Raw genomic sequence first — 17,318 nt, forward strand, 5'->3', positions numbered from 1 at the left:
GCTATAGCTCCCAGACTGCTTCATTTGTAGAAGATACTGCAAGCACCCCATTATTAAGCGCATTCATAACATCTTCTCTATCTGAAATAAGTCCTCCAGCAATAACTGGAACCTTGCTAATACTGTTTATCTTTTTGATAATCTTTGGCTGAACTATTCCAGGGAGAATCTCGATGACATCTGGCTGAGCTATTCCGTGGCGGTCCTGCTTTTCGATATTAACAAGAGCCATACTATCTATCACAAAATATCTAAGCACAGTGTACATTCCAAGCTGATTTGCTCGCTCAATCAAGCTTCCTTTAGTGGTAATTATTCCATCTGCTTTGACGGTATTCTTAATGTAGTCTACTGCAACATCCTTACCACTTCCAAGGCCTGCTATTAAATCCATGTGCACCATAGCCACCTTGCCGGCTGACTTAATTTTCTCAACGATGTCAGAGATGTTGCAAATATCCCCATACAGAATGAAGATTATTTCGCACTCTGTCTTTAAGGCTTTTTCAAGGCCTTTATCGTCTTTGACTGCTGCAATAACTGGATTGTTCTCTAGCTTTTCAATAAACTCTCTGTTCATAGTTTATTCTCCTAATCGTACTGTCTTTATTTAGACATAAAAAAAGAATATGCCTAAATAGACAAGGAGAAAAATCCTTATCACAGCCACATTCTCTTCTCTCACGGGCACATATTATCTTGTAAGTTAATAATACACTTAGATTTGGGAAATATCAATATATTTTTGCTGAATTCCCAAGCCTAAGTGTAAATAATTGACAAATTTGTAATTAGAAAAATAATTCTTCCAAAACTACAGCTAATCCTTCTGTATGATTGATTCCTTCTGATAATTCTGATTTTACGAAGAAATCATCTGATATTCTATCATCAAACTGTTTGTAGGCTTCGATGAAACTATCATATACGCCCGGTATATCGAACATATAACCAATGAGAACCACTCTGTTTGGATCGATAAGACTTATGGCGTTTCTAACATTATGTGCAAGACGATTCACCTTTTCTTTTATTATTGCTTTTAATGAGGCATCATCTATACTAATCCACTCCTGGATATTCTTACTACCAACTATATTGCCTGCTTCAACCCATTTTTTAAGGCTAGGCATTTTGTCAATTGACGCTAATACATCATCAACTATGGCATTTGTAGATACATATGCCTCTAAGCAGCCTTTTCTTCCACAGTTGCACATCCTGTTTTCACCAGATGTCATATGTCCTATTTCTGCCGCCATATCATTAGCGCCTCTATAAATATGTTGTCCTGATACTATGGCCGCTCCAACACCTGGCCCCCACTTCAGTAGCAGCATTTCACTTTCTAATTTACCTCTACCAAAATAGATTTCACTTTGTGCATAAGCTTTAAGGTTGTTTTCAACAATAACTTTTAAACCAAGCTCACCAGAAATGATATCAGCAATTCGAACCTCTCTAGTCCAAATATTGTAAGTATTAAGAGAGATTCCCCTAGCTCGATCCACTTTACCAGGAACAGTGACTGACGCTCCTAATATAGTCCCCATCTCGATGTCATTTTCCTTGAGAATCCGTTTGCATTTTGATGTGATTTTTTGAAGAAAATCCTCAGGCTCTATATCTTTATCTGTAAATAAAGAATAATGGCATTTAACCGTTCCACCCAGGTTTGTGACAGAAATAAAAGTTTCGTCTGATTCTATGGCTATGCACAGAACATTTTTATATGCATGGTTAATATCCACAAGAATTTTCTTGCGGCCTGCACGCTTTTCCTCTTCTGCTTCTCCAAGTTCAACAATAACGCCTTCTTCCAAAAGCTCAGTGGTTATCAAAGTAACAGAGGCGGCTGTTAAACCAACCGCCTCAGATATGTCTTTTCTTGACATTGCTCCATTGTTATTGAGTAATCGGAGAATTGAAGATCGGTTACTAATTTTTACGTTTCCTAAATTGATTCCCTGATATTTCATGCCCATTATTTTACACCATTTGCTCAGAAGCGCACAACTTCTATATCGAGCATATTTCCCAGTTTTTCCAACTCATCCGCTATGTTTTTATAGATTACAACATAGTGTGGCTCCCAGCCATGCTTAATAGTTTCCTTTACTATCTTTTCAGCAGACTCATTTGTCTTTACTACAATAGACGCACCATTAAATTGCTTTGGCTTATCCATAACTTCTCCGTCTGCAATAAAGAAGCGGAACTTCCCCTCTGCCGTACGACCTACTCTGAAAATTGTTGCTTCGTCAGAAGACTTGCATCCAAAGTCCATAACAGGACCAATTTTTCTATTTGGATGAACGCCTACAGTTGCACCTGTATCGCATCTTGCCAAATTACAAGCTGCCATTCCACAATGCCAGAATGTTATTGAGCTTTCCTCTTCATCCATGGATACTGGATCTCCAAAGAATGTGGATTCTCCAGTAAATGCAGTTCCAATGAACATTGAAAGAGCGCCATATACATCAGCCTCACAGCTTGCAGGGATGTTGATTGCATTGAGCAAAGACAGCACCATACATACCGGTGTACCAAATTCTGTAAAGAAATCTGGCCAGCATCTGCTGGATATTGCACCAATGTGATTATCTTCTACGTATGTTTTGTATGCTTTATAAAGACGTGCAAAGTCTTTGATATTCTGCTCAGGCATATTTGAAAGACCAACTACCTGACGTTTAGCATCTTCAAGATATTCCTTGCATTCTTCGTCTGTGTATTTCATTGCTTTGTTAATAAGTTCTCTTGCCTCAATTGCCTCAAGAGTAACCCCAAACCTGCTCATAAGCTCAGCATCAAGAGCTCTACCAAAACCAAACCCCTGAGGAGTATGACCAATGGCAGACATTTTTAAGCCTGTAAGCTCCACTTTTACTTTTGCTGCAGCAATTGTTGCTGCCAAGGCTTTCTTAACCTTTTCCTCTGAAGGTGCTCCAAATACATGCTCAAACTTTCCTTCACCCCTAAATGCACAAATAGCATTTGCTGCAGAGTATGCTCCCGTAAGCGAATTGCTTCTCAAACGTGTTCCATCAATCACAGGCTCACGAAGAGTCCAAAGAAGAATTGGACAATCAAAGTGTCTAAGTATTTCACTTGCATATGCTGCATTGGCAAAAGTTATATTCTGCAATATTACAAGATTTGGATTTTTGTCTTCGATAAACTCAGCAACAGCATCAACTGTTAGAAGAATATCATCTGGAACAACGATATCCTCATCAATTGACTTTAGCAGTTCAATTGAATTATTAAACTGCTCATGCGCTGTCATCATTTCATATGTGCCGACACCAATTGGTACGTAAATAGCTTGAAATTTCATCAGTACTTTAACTCCTTGTTTTCTCCTATTAGTCCTGGAAATGCTCCCTGTTTAATAAGCGGTTCACGCTCTGGATGAGCGATTACCCATTTATTCTTCTGAAGAAGCAGTTTGTTTTCTCCCTCACGATTTGCAGGTTTTGATTCTAGAGGTGTATTTGTCCCCTGGGGTAAAATAACTATTCCCTTGAAGCCCTCATCGTAAACTCTGCAAGGTGATAGATGCAGTGTAGTTTGAAACATTTCTATTGCTGTGCCTTTGGGTACGAAAAAGACTTTTGCATCTTCTACTTTGTAAGTACCATCTTTAGCAATCAGCCATGTATGACCAAGTACTAACATAAAATCTGTAACAGCCACATTTATCTCGCTTCCCTTGTGATATTCAAAGCCATTATATGTGGTATTTCTTCCATTGCAATAACCTACCTGAATTGGCATGCCCCCATAGATTTCATCTCTTATCGCATTTACGATATTAGCTCTTTCCATTTCAGGTACCGATGCAACATATATATTTCCGTTCTCCGGAATATCTGTATCCTTTTCCATATACGCAATTAGTTCATTGAAATCATAACCTGTTACAACATTTCCATAGGTTTTGAACTCATCATCAAATACAGAAAGGATTTTTACATCATTCACTTCATTTAGATGTGATAACATAATTCCCCCAATTTATTTATTGTTCTCTTACAACCTTAATTGTTGCTCGGAAATCTTCCTTACCCATGCCCTTATCAAGAGCTGTTTGATATACTCGACGTGCATTCTCTTCGCCTGGCATATTTACCTTGCACTCTTTCGCAAGATTGCAGCAAATGTTTACATCTTTTGCCATGTTTTCAATGGAGAATGCTGTTGTATAATCCTCTGCATCAAGCTTAGATGCCTGTCCATCCAAGTAGAAGTTTTGACCGCCACCATATGAAATAGCCTGAGCAAAAGTAGGAATTGAAATTCCGTTTGCCTTTGCAAGAGTGATAGTCTCGTTTACACCGTTCTGAATCTGAGAAACAAGGGCATTGTGGCAAATCTTCATTACAAGACCTTTACCGTTATCACCCATTCTGATTATGTTTTCGCCCATGTATTTAAGTATTGGAAGAGCTTTTTCATAATCTTCTTCACTACCACCTACATAGATTCCAAGTGTACCTGCAATAGCAGCAGGCTTACTCTTTACAACTGGAGCATCAATAAAGTGTGCTCCTGTCTTTTTTACCATTTCAGAAATCTCTACTGAAACGCTAGGATCAATTGTGCTCATATCGATACAGAACTTGCTGCTATCAAGATTTTCTAAAATTCCTTCATAGACCGCACGTGAGTGTTCACTCTTTGGAACCATAGAAATAATTACATCACATGCTTTAGCTAGTTCATTGGAATTTTCGCATGGCTTTGCCCCCTTTGAAGCAAGCAAATCAACTTTTTCTTTTACAAAATCAAATGCATAAACATCATCGTCATGCTTCTTTACTATATTCTCACACATTGACTCGCCCATAATACCGAGTCCTATAAAACCAATCTTCATATCCTCTCCATTCCGTCCTTCCACCTAGACTACGACTGCTGTTACGTAATGCAGGGTCTGCTCCGCAGCTTCCTGCTAGACTACTAAATAACTTCACTTCGTTCGTCATTTAGCAGTCGATTAATGCAGGGTCTGCTTCGCAGCTTCCTGCTAGACAACGAAATAACTTCGCTTTGCTCGTTATTTAGTTGTCATGTCCCACGCCTCACAGAAGGTGCCAAGGCCCTGGGTTGTGTATGCATGCTTCATGCAATCCTGATATACTGCAAGGCCTGTAGTTACGATGTCAGCTCCTGCAACTGCGCAATCTGCAATTTGCTTTGGTGTACGGATAGCTGCGCAAATGATTTCTGTTTTACCGTAGTAACCATAGTTTTTGTAAATATCTACGATATCTTTGATATACTGCTTGCAATCTTCACCGTTTGCTTCCTTCCATCCGATGAATGGTGAAACAAAAAGTGAACCATTCTTTGCTGGAAGTATTGCCTGTGCTGGTGAAAATACAAGAGTTACATTTGTGCGAATTCCCTCTTTTTCAAGAATGCGAGCTGCTGCAATACCAGCTTCTATTGCTGGAATTTTGATTACAAAGTTTGGACTAATCCCTGCAACTTCGCGAGCCATCTTGAGCATCTCTTCTGTATCTGTCAGGTGTGGATTAATCTCAACTGATACCGGGAATTTATCAACTCCTTCTAATCCCTCTTCTTTAATCCAATTAGCAATATCTGTGATTGCTGTCATAAATGGTTTACCACTTAACATAATGTGGCGTGGATTTGTTGTTACTCCATCAATTCCAAATGTGTTGTACGCATATTTGATTTCATCGAGTTTCGCACTGTCTAAGAAAAATTTCATTTTAATTACCTCCCAAATTGCATTTAATTAACGCTTTTAATTAATTATTATAATAACTCTTTATCTTTTTTAATCAAGGATTATCACAGAAATAAATCCAACTATTATCGCAGTCATCATTCTCAGCACTGTAACCGGCAATCCTTTTCTCATAAGCTTTGCTGGATCGAGTCCGTAAGATACTGATATTGCCCTCACTGATACTGGAAGAAGTGACTCATAATTCATAGCCATTGCTGTTGCAAAAACATAAGGCAATGGGTTGAGTCCCAGCTTGCTAATTACTCCTATAACTATTGGTAAAGTAACAGCCGCGGATACCGTACTGTTTGTCATCTCAGAAACCACACATGCAAAGATTGCAAATATAGCGATAGTTTCGAATCCTCCTACAAGATGTAAGGACGCAATAAGATTTGCAATTGTATCGTTTGCTCCAGAACCTGTAAGAATCTGCCCTAAAGCAAGACCTCCTGCAAATAGAAGAAGCATGCCCCACATAACTTCTTGCTGCGCTCTATCCCAAGTGAGAAGCATCTCCTTCTTTTCCGCTGATACTATTACAAAGTTTAAAAATCCAAGTATTAAAAATAGGTATGCTGGCACAAGTCCTGGAAGAATATCTGCATATAACGGTCTGATAAATGAACCAAGCATTGCCGCTATAAAGAGAATTAGACTTACTTTCTCATCCTTTTTCATTGGTCCCAATTGGGCGTAGCACTCTTCAAAATACTCCTTCGTTCCTGAAAGAGAATCTGTCTTAAGTGGTTGCAACAGCATTGCCACTAACACAACTGCCGTTGCAACGACAGTGTATGGAAGCATATTTATTAGCCAATCTACATACATAAACTCTTGACCGGTGTATTCTTCTATAAAAGAGATTGCCGTGATGTTCATGGCGCCGCCCAATGGCGTGCCTGCGCCCCCTACCTGAGAGCCCCATGCTATCGCACATAAAATCGGAGTAGCCACTTCGCAATTTTTTATATCCTTGTATCCAGCTGCTGCAAGCATAGACACCGCTATTGGTGTAAATATTGCTACTACAACAACATTTGGCATCATATTAGAAAGCACTACAGCTGCAAGTAGCCACACTGTAATCTGTGATTTCATAGATGGACCTATTAATGTCAGCGCCTTTAGCGATATTCTTTTATCCAAACCAATCTGAGACCAAGGTGCCGTTAAAAGGCAGGAGCCAAATATCAGAATGATACTGCTTGACGCATACTGACTAATAACATCTTCCATTGGTACAATATTGAATATTGCATTTATAACCCCAGGCAGCAAAGCTGTAACTGTGATATCCACCGGACGAGTTACCCACCAATATATCATCCAAAGTGCTGTTCCCAAACCTTTAGCTGCCGTGTAATTCATAAAGCCGCTTTTCCCTAAGCCTAATGAAACCAATAGAAATAGAATTGGTCCCACGCAAAGCGAAAACAGCCTTTTTCTTGTATTCATTATTTCCCCCAAATCTGCTGTATCTGTATTACAGTTTTACAGCATTTTCCTTCTTCCAAAGCTCATTATATTTAAAGCCTGTTACCTTCTCGCAGACTTTTATTTCTTCATCTGTAGCCTTGCTGCTATCTTCACCTTTTCTTCTTGCGATTTCTTTTTTCACAATATCAAACTCCCTTTTGTTCATTGGGAATATGATTGCAAATATAATAGTAAGAACCATAAGGATAATTGGTGCCCACACGTATAGCTGGGTAATGCCTGCCTGTGTTGATGCAGCCTGGCGAAGCTTATCCGAGGCTAATGTCTCGTCATATCCTATCATCATAAGCAACAAACCAATAATTGTTGAGCTAAGACCAGTTGCTATTTTTCTGATGAATGTAGCCATTCCAGAAACGATTCCTGGTCTGCTGATAGATGTGATTAATTCATCTACATCTGCCATATCAGATAGAATTGCATAAATGCTAACCGATGATGCTGCCATACCAAGACCAATGATGAATGATAGAACCAAAATGATTGCAAATGGTGCCCCCTCATATGAGAAGAAGAGCAATGCTATCGTTGCCAATATTCTGACTGGAAATCCTACCAAAATTGGAAATTTCTTTGATGTACGTGGCATTACAATTGAAAAAATTATAGTGCCAGAAAATTGTGCAAGCAAAAGCACTCCCATCATGATAGTAAAACGACCACCCGAGTATGCGTTCAAAACATCATCAACGTAATATACAGCAAGTCCTGTAACGAAGTCCGCTGCTCCTTGACCTGCTAAGAATATGCAGATAAACAATTTAAATGAAAAGCTTTTATATACTGTAAAAGACTGAACAAGGCTCTTCTTTAATGGAACATTTACAGGTTCTTTCTCTCTTTCCCATGTTCCTAAAAATGTAAGCAAAATAACCACAAAGAATATGATTGAAAAAATCAAGGCAACTAAAAAATACTGAGAAGCATTTGTGTTATCCTTAATGATAATTGTTGGAACCAAACCAGCAATTATGGCGCCCAAACTAGAAAAGACTGTTCTTATACCGGAAAAGCTTCCACGTTTTACATAGTCATCAACCATATCTGGCAAAAGGCCATTATATGGCACCATAACAATAGTAAAACCAGTTGAGAAAAGCATATACATCAATACATAAAATGCGTACTGACCACCAGTACTTTGGCCGCCAACACTTGTCCACAATAACAAAAATGTAATTGCAGAAATAATGCTTCCCAACAAGATATAGAATCTTTTGGCACCAAATCTGGAGCTGGTTCTATCAACAATGTTTCCCATAATAGGATCAGTGATAGCATCCCATACTTTTCCAATCAACGGAATTGTTCCCGCAAGTGCAGGTGACATGCCAAGTGCTTTTGTTAGAAATACTGTAAAAAAAGTACTGATAACTACAAATGCACCACCGCCATAGATGTCTGCAAAACCATAAGAGCATTTTGCTAGGAAACTATTCTCCCTGTTTTTCCCCATAGTAAAAACCTCCTAAACCTTATTTAATTATCCCCCTCAAAAAATCTAAATCCGATGATTCTTTTCTAACAAATACCGGTGGCTGTCCTATTTCAGCATCTACATATACGGTTCCTTTTTTATATTCTTCCCCTGTGAATAAGTGAACCCATGTATCATCCGGTAAAGTTACGTTCCTGCCTTTAGCCCCCGCTTTAAGAACAGGTGCAACAAGAATATCTCTTCCCAAAAGATATTCTGTTGTTTCACTATATGCCCATGGCTCATCATAGTGATAAAAAATCGGTCTCATCACCGGTGTACCTTTTTCAGTAGTCTGGCTTACTAACCCCTTTAAATAATCAGCCAATGCTGAATGCCATTTTGTACACTTAGCTAAATGAGCCAACAACTCTTTGTCATCATTAAACTGAACATTATTACCCGGCTGATTGCCTTCATGAAATCTATACAATGGAGAGAAAACATTCATCTCCTCCCATCGCATAAGCAATTCCTTGGAGCGGCGCATGTGCATGATAGTGGTGTAACCACCAACATCTGAATGAGATATTCCAAATCCTGACATCGCCAACGATAATGTTGCAGGTATTACTGATGGCATTCCATCATCGATTGACCAATCCACATGCTGATCTCCCGTCCACATCATTGCTGAATCCTTAACCGTTCCTGTGTATCCTGCTCTAGTGAAAAAGAATACTTCATCCTGAGCCCCACACTCTTCTATCGCTTCACGATTAAGCTTGGCCCATATAGCTGGCCAGCTGTTATGGAGAAATTTGGCATCTCCGTTGAATAACACAGCATCATCTGGAAGATATTCTCCAAAATCTGCCATCCATCCGCCCATGCCTATACCAATCATGTTTTCCTTTATAAGACCTTTGTACCATTCATAGGCTGCTGGATTTGTGAAATCAACCATCGCTGCAGGAAAAGTGGTAATGGTAACTAAATAATCTTCCCCATCTTTATTTTTAACGCAGTACCCCTTTTCTTTGGCTTCCTGATATATATCTTTTTCAAGCGCGATGAAAGGATTAATGTATCCCAAGAAACGGACGCCTTTAGATTTCCACTCTTTTATTTTGTCTGGAAGATTTGGATATTGCTCCTCACTATATCTCCAGTTCCACATTACCTGATAACCAAACCCAGTACATCTGCATCCACACCAGTCTTGGCACCAAACACCTACAACCTTTGCGCCAGCCTCATCTAATTCCTTAAGCTTACAATCTATATTTCCACAACCATCAAAGCCTTCTACAACTTTGTCTCCATCCTTCACCCAGTCTTGCATAGCGATTATGCCACCGTCATATATCCAGTCTGGCAATTTGCGCTGTCTGCCAAGCAGAGCCGTAAGCTTCTCTGATAGTTCCTCAAAGCTTTCAGCTTTTTCACTATAAATGCGAGGAAGCTCTTGTGTATATATAGTGATAGAGCCTGGCTTCGTGAAATCAAATTCACCATATGCATTCATATCAACATGAAAGTAATACTTGTCTGATGAAATAAATGTAGGCTGAACATAATATGATTCGTATTTATCAAATCTTAGTTTTTTATTAGGACGTTTTCCTCTTATCTTTTCCTTGATAAGCTTTTTCGAAATACGATTTGCATTTTGATGCTCAGCAACCCAAATCCTTACATTTTGTCCTTTTAAATCAAACTCTGAATATGTTTCACCACAACCATAAATATGCTCCTCACTGTTGGTAGGGAATGTAAGCCAAAACCTGTTCGCTTCCCCATGATTGCCTTCAATCTGAACCATGCTTAATTCTTTTTTATCACCAGCCTCGGATAAAACTAATTTGAATGTTTGATTTTTATTTGGTGTCGAAAGAATTACTTCAACGCCATTTTCAGTTTTCTGTTCTGAGACAATCTTGCATTTTTCTTTCCAGTGAATCTTCTGCTTATATTTAAAACTGCCTCTATCCATGGTGAAGTTGTTTTCGCCAAATCCAACTTCCACTGTAAGATTCTTGTAATCTACTATAGTAATTCCCCCTTTACGCATTTAATTAACTCTCTTAATTAATTTAAACCTATTTTAGTTTAATGAGTTCCTTTTATCAACCATTTTCCACTTATTTATAAATGAAAAATTACACAAAAATAGAAGCCCTATTTTTGGGCTTCTACAATTGCTTCATATAAATCATCATATTCTTCAAATGCAGGATACTGTGGGTAATCCTTTTTTATTGCATCTGTTGTTCTGAAGAGGAATCCTGCCTTTGATGCTTCAATCATAGCTAAATCATTGAAGCTATCACCACTTGCTATTGTCTCAAATCCACAAGACTGTAACGCACGAACTGTGGTAAGCTTACTCTTTTCACAGCGCATCTTATAGCCAGTGATTTCTCCGTTATCTGCAACCACCAATTCATTACAGAAAATGGTTGGCATGCCAAGCTTTTCCATAAGCGGTCCTGCAAACTGTGAAAAGGTATCGCTGATAATGATTACTTGGCCAAAGGCTCTAAGTTTATCTAAGAATTCCTTTGCTCCAGGAAGAGGATCAATTCCTGCAATAGTTTCCTGTATCTCTTTTAATCCAAGACCATGCTCTTTCAAGATACCAATTCGATAATTCATAAGCTTATCGTAATCAGGCTCATCTCTTGTAGTTTTTTCAAGCTCAGGAATTCCTGTAGCTTTCGCAAATGCAATCCAAATCTCTGGAACTAAAACACCCTCTAAATCCAAACATGTAACAAACATAATATTCTCCCAATATATTAATAGAATCTAATTGCTGATATTATTCCACCTAATGCTGCTTTTCTCTCGTTAAACTCATGTTCTGTCATTTCCTGAGTAATGAATCCTGTTTCGTCATCTAAATCAAGATTTGCATATTCTACATTTTCGAATTCATTCTCGATATTTGACTGGAGAGCTGAAGTTCTAACGAAGTATCTAAATTTCTGCTCGTTAGCATCTGCAAGCTCAAGCTTTTCAGCAGACCATCCGATTCTAACATGTTTGTCTACGTTTCTTGCAAGGAAAACCATATCTCCAACTACCGCTGAAGCTGTTGGAAGAGCACCTGCTCCTGCACCGTAGTACATTGATTCGCCAAGCATATTACCGCGTACTGAAACTGCATTCATAACACCTGCCACATGGTAAATCATCTGACTAGGCTTTACTAAAAATGGTGCTACGCGGCATGTGTAAGTATCCCCAACCTTTGTGCTACGTGCAACCAACTTGATGCTGTAGCCCATTGACTTAGCATACTTGAAATCTGTTGCTGTTATTTTGCTGATTCCTTCTGTTGGTATCTCATTGAAATCAACATTTTTACCTGAAACAAGAGAAGTGAGAATAGCAATTTTTCTGCAGCTATCATGGCCTTCAACATCTGCTGTTGGATCCTTCTCTGCGTAACCAAGTGACTGAGCTTCAGCTAATATTTCATCATAATCGCTACCAAACTGTTCCATATTTGTAAGCATGTAGTTTGTTGTGCCATTACAAATAGCTGACATCTCTTCGATAACATCACCTGTGAGGCAAGCTGTAAGTGTACGTATAATTGGTATTCCGCCACCAACTGCTGCTTCAAACACAAAGTTTACGTTGTTGTTCTTGGCTATTTTCATCAACTCAGCACCCTTGTCTGCTACAAGTGCCTTGTTAGATGTAGTAACTGATTTTCCTGCCTCAAGCATAGCCTTAACAAAAGTAAATGCTGGCTCAACACCACCCATAGTTTCAACAACTACTTTTACTTCTTTGTCTTTAGCTATTTCTTTGTAATCCTTTACGAAGCATTCTTCATGTGGGTCACCAGGGAAATCTCTAAGGTCAAGAATATACTTAAGCTCTAGTGGCTCACCAAGTCTTTCTTTAATGATGTCACTATTAGTATCAAGAACTTTTGCTACACCAGAACCTATTGTTCCGTATCCCATAATTGCTACTTTCATGTTGTCACTCCCTTGCTAATATTTTTACGTAATGGACACCGTTAATGTTTTCAATTGCGCTAACTAGATCCGAAAAATCCCCTGAATCTTCAAGAACATCTACCGAGATGGTGAGAGTTGCAAATCCCCCTACAGGGATACTTTGATGAATCGTAAGAATATTTACATGGAAATGAGCCATCACATCCAATACACTAGACAAAATACCAGGCTCATCCTCTAGTTGAATGACCATATTTACCGTTTTACCCTTGGTGTCCTCATGGAATGGAAATATGTCATCCTTATACTTATAGAAGGAACTTCGGCTTATTCCTACAGACTCCGTTGCCTCTTGTACAGAATCGCATTTCTTTGTTTCAAGAAGCTTCTTAGCCGCCACAACCTTAAGTAATACCTCAGGTACAGCTTTTTCTTTTAATACAAAATAGGTAGTTTTCTCTGCCATATATCCTCCAAAAGTGTCTTTCGTACAAAAACATTTGTACTCGTTCAGAAGATAATAACATTAAAAGCTACCTATTTCAAGTCCTAATTCATATCTGTGGCTCCTCTATCTGGGCATCCCAGTGAAAGCCATTTTAAATAAGCATTCATAAATGGTGTAATCTTGCCATCAAGCACCGCATCAGTGTTTCCTGATTCCTCACCAGTACGCAAATCTTTTACCATTGTATAAGGCTGTAATACATAAGATCTGATTTGGTTTCCCCAGCCTATTTCAGAAACCTCACCACGAATTCCGCTGGCCTTTGCAGCATTTTCTTCCTGTTTTAACAAAAGAAGCTTTGTTTTTAACATCTGCATTGCCTTATCGCGGTTTTGATGTTGGCTTCGTTCATTCTGACATGTAACAACAATTCCTGTTGGGAAGTGTGTGATACGAATGGCAGAACTTGTTTTGTTGATATGCTGTCCGCCGGCACCTGAAGAACGATATGTATCAACTCGGATATCATCATCCTTAATCTCAACATCAACATCTTCTTCTATATCTGGCATAACATCACAGGAAGCAAAGGATGTCTGACGCTTTCCCTGTGCATTGAATGGTGAAATACGAACAAGTCTGTGAATACCTTTTTCTGATTTAAGATATCCGTATGCATTTTCGCCATTAACCTGGAATGTAACGGATTTGATCCCCGCTTCATCGCCTTCCAGGTAATCTAATTCATCAACTTCAAAGCCTGCATCTGAAGCCCAGCGAGTGTACATGCGGTATAACATCTGTACCCAATCGCATGCTTCCACACCGCCTGCACCTGAATGAAGAGTTACAATAGCACTATCAGCATCATATTCTCCAGATAGTAGTGTTTTCATTCGAAGTTTCTCTAATGATTCTTCGAACTCCTCTATCAATACACCTACTGTATCAACTATTTCCTGGTCCTCTTCCTCGTTGCCAAGTTCAATATAGTCTTCTATTTCTTTATATAAGTCCTCAAGTTTATCTATGACTGAAACATCATCCTTCATGGACTTTAATTCCTTCATTTTGGCTGTAGATACCGCTGCATCTGTCCAAAAATCCGGTGCTTCCATTTCGCGCTCAAGCTCTTCTATACGAGCCTTTTTTGCTGCGACGTCAAAGTGAATCCCTCACTTCCGTCATAGAATTTTTCTGCGCTGTTAAGCGCTGCTTGAACTGATCAAGTTCTATCACGAAATCACCTCTTTTCAATAATGGCAATAGTTTAAATACTAATTAGAAGCTAAAACCTCTAATGCTTTTTGTATTTGGTTATCTAAGTCTACACTATATGCATCATCTTCACCACCTAAAAACTCATATTCGAGAACTTCATCTGGTGTGATACCTGTTCCGTGGATGCACTCTCCACTAGGTGTGTAGTATGTCTGAGTAGTAAGCTTTACAGCTGAACCATCTGTCAAAGGAATTGTTGATTGAACAATACCTTTACCAAATGTCTGTGTTCCAATAATTGTTCCATAATCAAAATCACGAATTGCGCCAGTAAATATTTCAGCTGCTGAAGCTGTATTTCCATTTACTAAAACAGTCATAGGAATGGATTTGTAATTTGCTGCATCTGATGTGTAATCTTCTCTGTTTCCAGCTTTATCCATTGTATATACTACTGTGCCTTCAGGAAGCAGATAATCTAGAATATCAACTACTGAATCTAACAATCCACCACCATTGTTTCTCATATCAAAAATAACTGATGTCATTCCCTGAGCTTCAAGGTCTTCGTAAGCTGCTACAAAATCATCATATGTTCCATCAGTAAACTGAGATACCTGAATGTATCCAACATTATTATCAAGCATCTGGTGCTCTACTGTAGGTGTTGAAATTGATGCACGAGTGCATGTAACAGTCATTTCTTCACCTTCGCGATTAATGACTAATTCAACATCTGTACCCTCATCGCCGCGGATATGTTGTACAAAAACATCCAAATCTTCTTCGGTTGCAATGTTTCCATCGGCTGAAACAATAATATCGCCTTCCTGTAGACCAGCTTTCTCTGCAGGTGTATCAGCATATACCTTTGTGATTGCTACTTCACCTGTTTCAGCGTTCTTCTGAAGAAGTGCACCAATACCGGCATAATTACCTGTAAGTGTGTCCATTAAATCCTCGTATTCTTCTGCTGTATAGTATGCAGAATATGGATCATCAAGACTTTCCACGATACCAGCATAAACACCATCGATTAATGTCTGATCATCAACATCCTGATAATAGTAATTCTTAATTATGTAGAGGATTGTCTGTAGCTTGCTTTCTGATGTGGCAGAATCCTCTGTCAATGTATCAATCACTCCCTGTGAGCTATCTGACACAGAGGTCTTACGACCAAATAAAACAATAACTGCTACTAATGTAGCAAGTAAAAATCCTACAATTAAGCCAACTGTTGTGCCAATTACTACGGGCCATTTACTAGTCTTTGGCTTTTCTTGAAGCTCTGGTGAATAGTTAGATTCGTATTCTGTATTCATATATAATGCCTTTCCTTTATATTGATAAGAGTGCCTTAGCTACTGCCAAGGCACTCCACGTAACTTGAAATATTATACTAGACTCTAAGATGCTTATGCAAGGTTACTCGTGAGCCAAACCAACCGATACCAATTCCAAGTACTAATGAAATAGGAACCAATGTATTGAATATAGTCTCGATTGGGATAAATGATACCATGCTGCTGAGGAAATTAAACTCCGATGCAGCATACTCTATTACCTTGCCATATATAAAGTACAAAAGTAAAAGTGGTATAGCAGAACCAATCAATCCAATAAACACACCTTCTACCACGAATGGCTGTCTAACGAATGCATCCTTTGCACCTATTAATTTCATGATTGCGATTTCTTCTCTTCGAACAGAAATACCAACCATTACTGTATTACTAATCAAGAATACTGATACTGCAAGAAGAATAATTACGATAGCCATTGAAACGATTGTAATAGCTTTATTAATATCTGTAAGTGTTTTAGCAGCCACTTCTGATTTATTTACCTGACGTACTCCATCAAGTCCTTCAAGGAATGAAACCAAGGTAGACTGCATCGAAACATCACTAAGATAGATTTCGTAGTTTGCTGAATTTGCAAGAGGATTATCATCTGCAAATCCTGCTGCCAAATCTTCATTTCCACCAAAATATTCTTCTTTGTATTCTTCCCAAGCCTGATCTGCTGAAATAAAATCATAGCTTGCTACTTCTGGGCGTTTTGAAATCTCTTCTCCTATTTCGTCTATGCGTGTCTGTGAGATTCCCTCATCAAAGAAAACTGTAACCGCTACACCTTCCTCTGCTGATTTAACCATTGCCTGGAAGTTTGTTCCTAAGGAATAAAATATACCAAACAAAAAAATACAGGCAGTCATAGTTGCTATTGACGCCAGAGAAAACATTTTATTTCGCCAAACGTTTTTCAAACCTTGGCCGATGTTGTAAATATGTGTACTAATCTTCATAGTCATCACCTCCAACATCGCTAACTACCACGCCTTTTTTGATGGTGATAACTCGTTTATTCATTGCTCTAACTATTTCCATATTGTGGGTAACTACTACTACAGTTGTTCCCCTTTGATTGATTTCATCCAAAAGTCGCATGATTTCCCATGTGTTATCGCTATCAAGATTTCCTGTAGGCTCATCTGCAAGGATAATCTTTGGCTCGTTTACAAGGGCTCTTGCTATTGCAACACGCTGCTGCTCTCCACCAGAAAGCTGACTTGGACGAGATTTATATTTAGCTGCAAGTCCAACTAATGAAAGCATAGTTGGTACTTTCTTTTTTATTTCTCTGTTTGATGACTCTACAACTTTCATTGCAAAGGCAACATTTTCGTAGACATTTCTATCAGGCAAAAGTCTGAAGTTTTGGAATACAACTCCAACATTTCTACGGTACATTGGAATCTTTTTATGTGTAACCTTTTTAAGGTCCTGTCCATTAATATAGATTTTTCCTTTTGTAGGCTCTAATTCCTTTAATAACAATCGAATCAGGGTGGATTTACCTGAACCACTATCACCCACTACGAATACAAACTCGCCTGGATCAATGTGTATTGTAACATCTTCCAAAGCTGGTTTTCCAACTTCATACGATTTACTAACATGATCTAATCGTATCAAT

General features: G+C 38.7%; 16 protein-coding genes. All 16 read right to left on the bottom strand.

Going from position 1 to position 17,318, the window contains the following annotated elements; translation table 11 throughout:
* Nucleotide 1: 1 nt before the first annotated feature.
* The 16 genes from T375_RS11265 to ftsE all read right to left on the bottom strand — a co-directional run bounded on the left by T375_RS11265 (nt 2) and on the right by ftsE (nt 17,317).
* Nucleotides 2-580: a glycerol-3-phosphate responsive antiterminator gene (locus T375_RS11265; protein ID WP_044938573.1), complete on the bottom strand. Its 579-nt coding sequence runs from the start codon at nt 578-580 to the stop codon at nt 2-4.
* A 211-nt stretch (nt 581-791) separates the two neighbouring features.
* Nucleotides 792-1,985 (bottom strand): ROK family transcriptional regulator, encoded by a 1,194-nt coding sequence (locus T375_RS11270; RefSeq protein WP_081822044.1) that lies wholly within the window; start codon nt 1,983-1,985, stop codon nt 792-794.
* Nucleotides 1,986-2,002: 17 nt separating this feature from the next.
* Entirely contained in the window at nt 2,003-3,343 is a 1,341-nt protein-coding gene (locus T375_RS11275) for a fucose isomerase (RefSeq protein WP_044938577.1), read from the bottom strand.
* A complete protein-coding gene (locus T375_RS11280) occupies nt 3,343-4,011 on the bottom strand; it encodes a DUF4867 family protein (protein WP_044938580.1) in 669 nt (222 codons plus the stop codon). The genes T375_RS11275 and T375_RS11280 overlap by 1 nt, the downstream gene beginning before the upstream one ends.
* Before the next feature lie 16 nt (nt 4,012-4,027).
* Nucleotides 4,028-4,885 (bottom strand): NAD(P)-dependent oxidoreductase, encoded by an 858-nt coding sequence (locus T375_RS11285; protein WP_044938582.1) that lies wholly within the window; start codon nt 4,883-4,885, stop codon nt 4,028-4,030.
* A 180-nt stretch (nt 4,886-5,065) separates the two neighbouring features.
* Complete coding sequence (locus T375_RS11290; protein ID WP_044938584.1) at nt 5,066-5,749, bottom strand: transaldolase family protein; 684 nt, start codon at nt 5,747-5,749, stop codon at nt 5,066-5,068.
* A gap of 69 nt (nt 5,750-5,818) precedes the next feature.
* Nucleotides 5,819-7,228 (bottom strand): SLC13 family permease, encoded by a 1,410-nt coding sequence (locus tag T375_RS11295; protein WP_044938588.1) that lies wholly within the window; start codon nt 7,226-7,228, stop codon nt 5,819-5,821.
* Between the two features lie 28 nt (nt 7,229-7,256).
* Entirely contained in the window at nt 7,257-8,726 is a 1,470-nt protein-coding gene (locus T375_RS11300) for an MFS transporter (protein ID WP_044938591.1), read from the bottom strand.
* A gap of 19 nt (nt 8,727-8,745) precedes the next feature.
* The gene (locus T375_RS11305; RefSeq protein WP_044938594.1) at nt 8,746-10,761 is read right to left on the bottom strand and encodes an alpha-glucosidase; all 2,016 of its coding nucleotides are present in this window, start codon (nt 10,759-10,761) and stop codon (nt 8,746-8,748) included.
* 107 nt (nt 10,762-10,868) lie between these two features.
* Entirely contained in the window at nt 10,869-11,471 is a 603-nt protein-coding gene (gene thrH / locus T375_RS11310; RefSeq protein WP_044938597.1) for a bifunctional phosphoserine phosphatase/homoserine phosphotransferase ThrH, read from the bottom strand.
* 17 nt (nt 11,472-11,488) lie between these two features.
* On the bottom strand, nt 11,489-12,685 hold the full coding sequence (locus T375_RS11315; RefSeq protein ID WP_044938600.1) for a homoserine dehydrogenase: 1,197 nt from the start codon (nt 12,683-12,685) through the stop codon (nt 11,489-11,491).
* Between the two features lie 4 nt (nt 12,686-12,689).
* Nucleotides 12,690-13,133 (bottom strand): ACT domain-containing protein, encoded by a 444-nt coding sequence (locus tag T375_RS11320; RefSeq protein WP_044938603.1) that lies wholly within the window; start codon nt 13,131-13,133, stop codon nt 12,690-12,692.
* An 83-nt stretch (nt 13,134-13,216) separates the two neighbouring features.
* Nucleotides 13,217-14,354 (bottom strand): peptide chain release factor 2 gene (prfB, locus tag T375_RS11325; protein WP_143063585.1). Its coding sequence is split into 2 segments (ribosomal slippage): nt 13,217-14,278 and nt 14,280-14,354, totalling 1,137 coding nucleotides; the frame shifts between segments, so codons are not numbered across the junction.
* A 38-nt stretch (nt 14,355-14,392) separates the two neighbouring features.
* A complete protein-coding gene (locus T375_RS11330; RefSeq protein ID WP_044938608.1) occupies nt 14,393-15,661 on the bottom strand; it encodes a S41 family peptidase in 1,269 nt (422 codons plus the stop codon).
* Nucleotides 15,662-15,738: 77 nt separating this feature from the next.
* Nucleotides 15,739-16,647 (bottom strand): permease-like cell division protein FtsX, encoded by a 909-nt coding sequence (gene ftsX / locus T375_RS11335; RefSeq protein ID WP_044938611.1) that lies wholly within the window; start codon nt 16,645-16,647, stop codon nt 15,739-15,741.
* Nucleotides 16,637-17,317: a cell division ATP-binding protein FtsE gene (gene ftsE, locus T375_RS11340; protein ID WP_033153148.1), complete on the bottom strand. Its 681-nt coding sequence runs from the start codon at nt 17,315-17,317 to the stop codon at nt 16,637-16,639. The genes ftsX and ftsE overlap by 11 nt, the downstream gene beginning before the upstream one ends.
* Between the last annotated feature and the right edge of the window lies 1 nt (nt 17,318).

It is taken from the genome of Pseudobutyrivibrio sp. LB2011, from assembly GCF_000701765.1.
Taxonomy (GTDB): domain Bacteria; phylum Bacillota; class Clostridia; order Lachnospirales; family Lachnospiraceae; genus Pseudobutyrivibrio; species Pseudobutyrivibrio ruminis.

What these genes read in the sequence shown, in the direction of transcription:
- T375_RS11285 (WP_044938582.1), bottom strand. Translation starts at nt 4,885, where the DNA reads ATGAAGATTGGTTTTATAGGACTCGGTATTATGGGCGAGTCAATGTGT.
- T375_RS11295 (WP_044938588.1), bottom strand. Translation starts at nt 7,228, where the DNA reads ATGAATACAAGAAAAAGGCTGTTTTCGCTTTGCGTGGGACCAATTCTA.
- T375_RS11305 (WP_044938594.1), bottom strand. Translation starts at nt 10,761, where the DNA reads ATGCGTAAAGGGGGAATTACTATAGTAGATTACAAGAATCTTACAGTG.
- ftsX (WP_044938611.1), bottom strand. Translation starts at nt 16,647, where the DNA reads ATGAAGATTAGTACACATATTTACAACATCGGCCAAGGTTTGAAAAAC.
- thrH (WP_044938597.1), bottom strand. Translation starts at nt 11,471, where the DNA reads ATGTTTGTTACATGTTTGGATTTAGAGGGTGTTTTAGTTCCAGAGATT.
- T375_RS11315 (WP_044938600.1), bottom strand. Translation starts at nt 12,685, where the DNA reads ATGAAAGTAGCAATTATGGGATACGGAACAATAGGTTCTGGTGTAGCA.
- T375_RS11265 (WP_044938573.1), bottom strand. Translation starts at nt 580, where the DNA reads ATGAACAGAGAGTTTATTGAAAAGCTAGAGAACAATCCAGTTATTGCA.
- T375_RS11270 (WP_081822044.1), bottom strand. Translation starts at nt 1,985, where the DNA reads ATGGGCATGAAATATCAGGGAATCAATTTAGGAAACGTAAAAATTAGT.
- T375_RS11320 (WP_044938603.1), bottom strand. Translation starts at nt 13,133, where the DNA reads ATGGCAGAGAAAACTACCTATTTTGTATTAAAAGAAAAAGCTGTACCT.
- T375_RS11290 (WP_044938584.1), bottom strand. Translation starts at nt 5,749, where the DNA reads ATGAAATTTTTCTTAGACAGTGCGAAACTCGATGAAATCAAATATGCG.
- T375_RS11275 (WP_044938577.1), bottom strand. Translation starts at nt 3,343, where the DNA reads ATGAAATTTCAAGCTATTTACGTACCAATTGGTGTCGGCACATATGAA.
- T375_RS11300 (WP_044938591.1), bottom strand. Translation starts at nt 8,726, where the DNA reads ATGGGGAAAAACAGGGAGAATAGTTTCCTAGCAAAATGCTCTTATGGT.
- T375_RS11330 (WP_044938608.1), bottom strand. Translation starts at nt 15,661, where the DNA reads ATGAATACAGAATACGAATCTAACTATTCACCAGAGCTTCAAGAAAAG.
- T375_RS11280 (WP_044938580.1), bottom strand. Translation starts at nt 4,011, where the DNA reads ATGTTATCACATCTAAATGAAGTGAATGATGTAAAAATCCTTTCTGTA.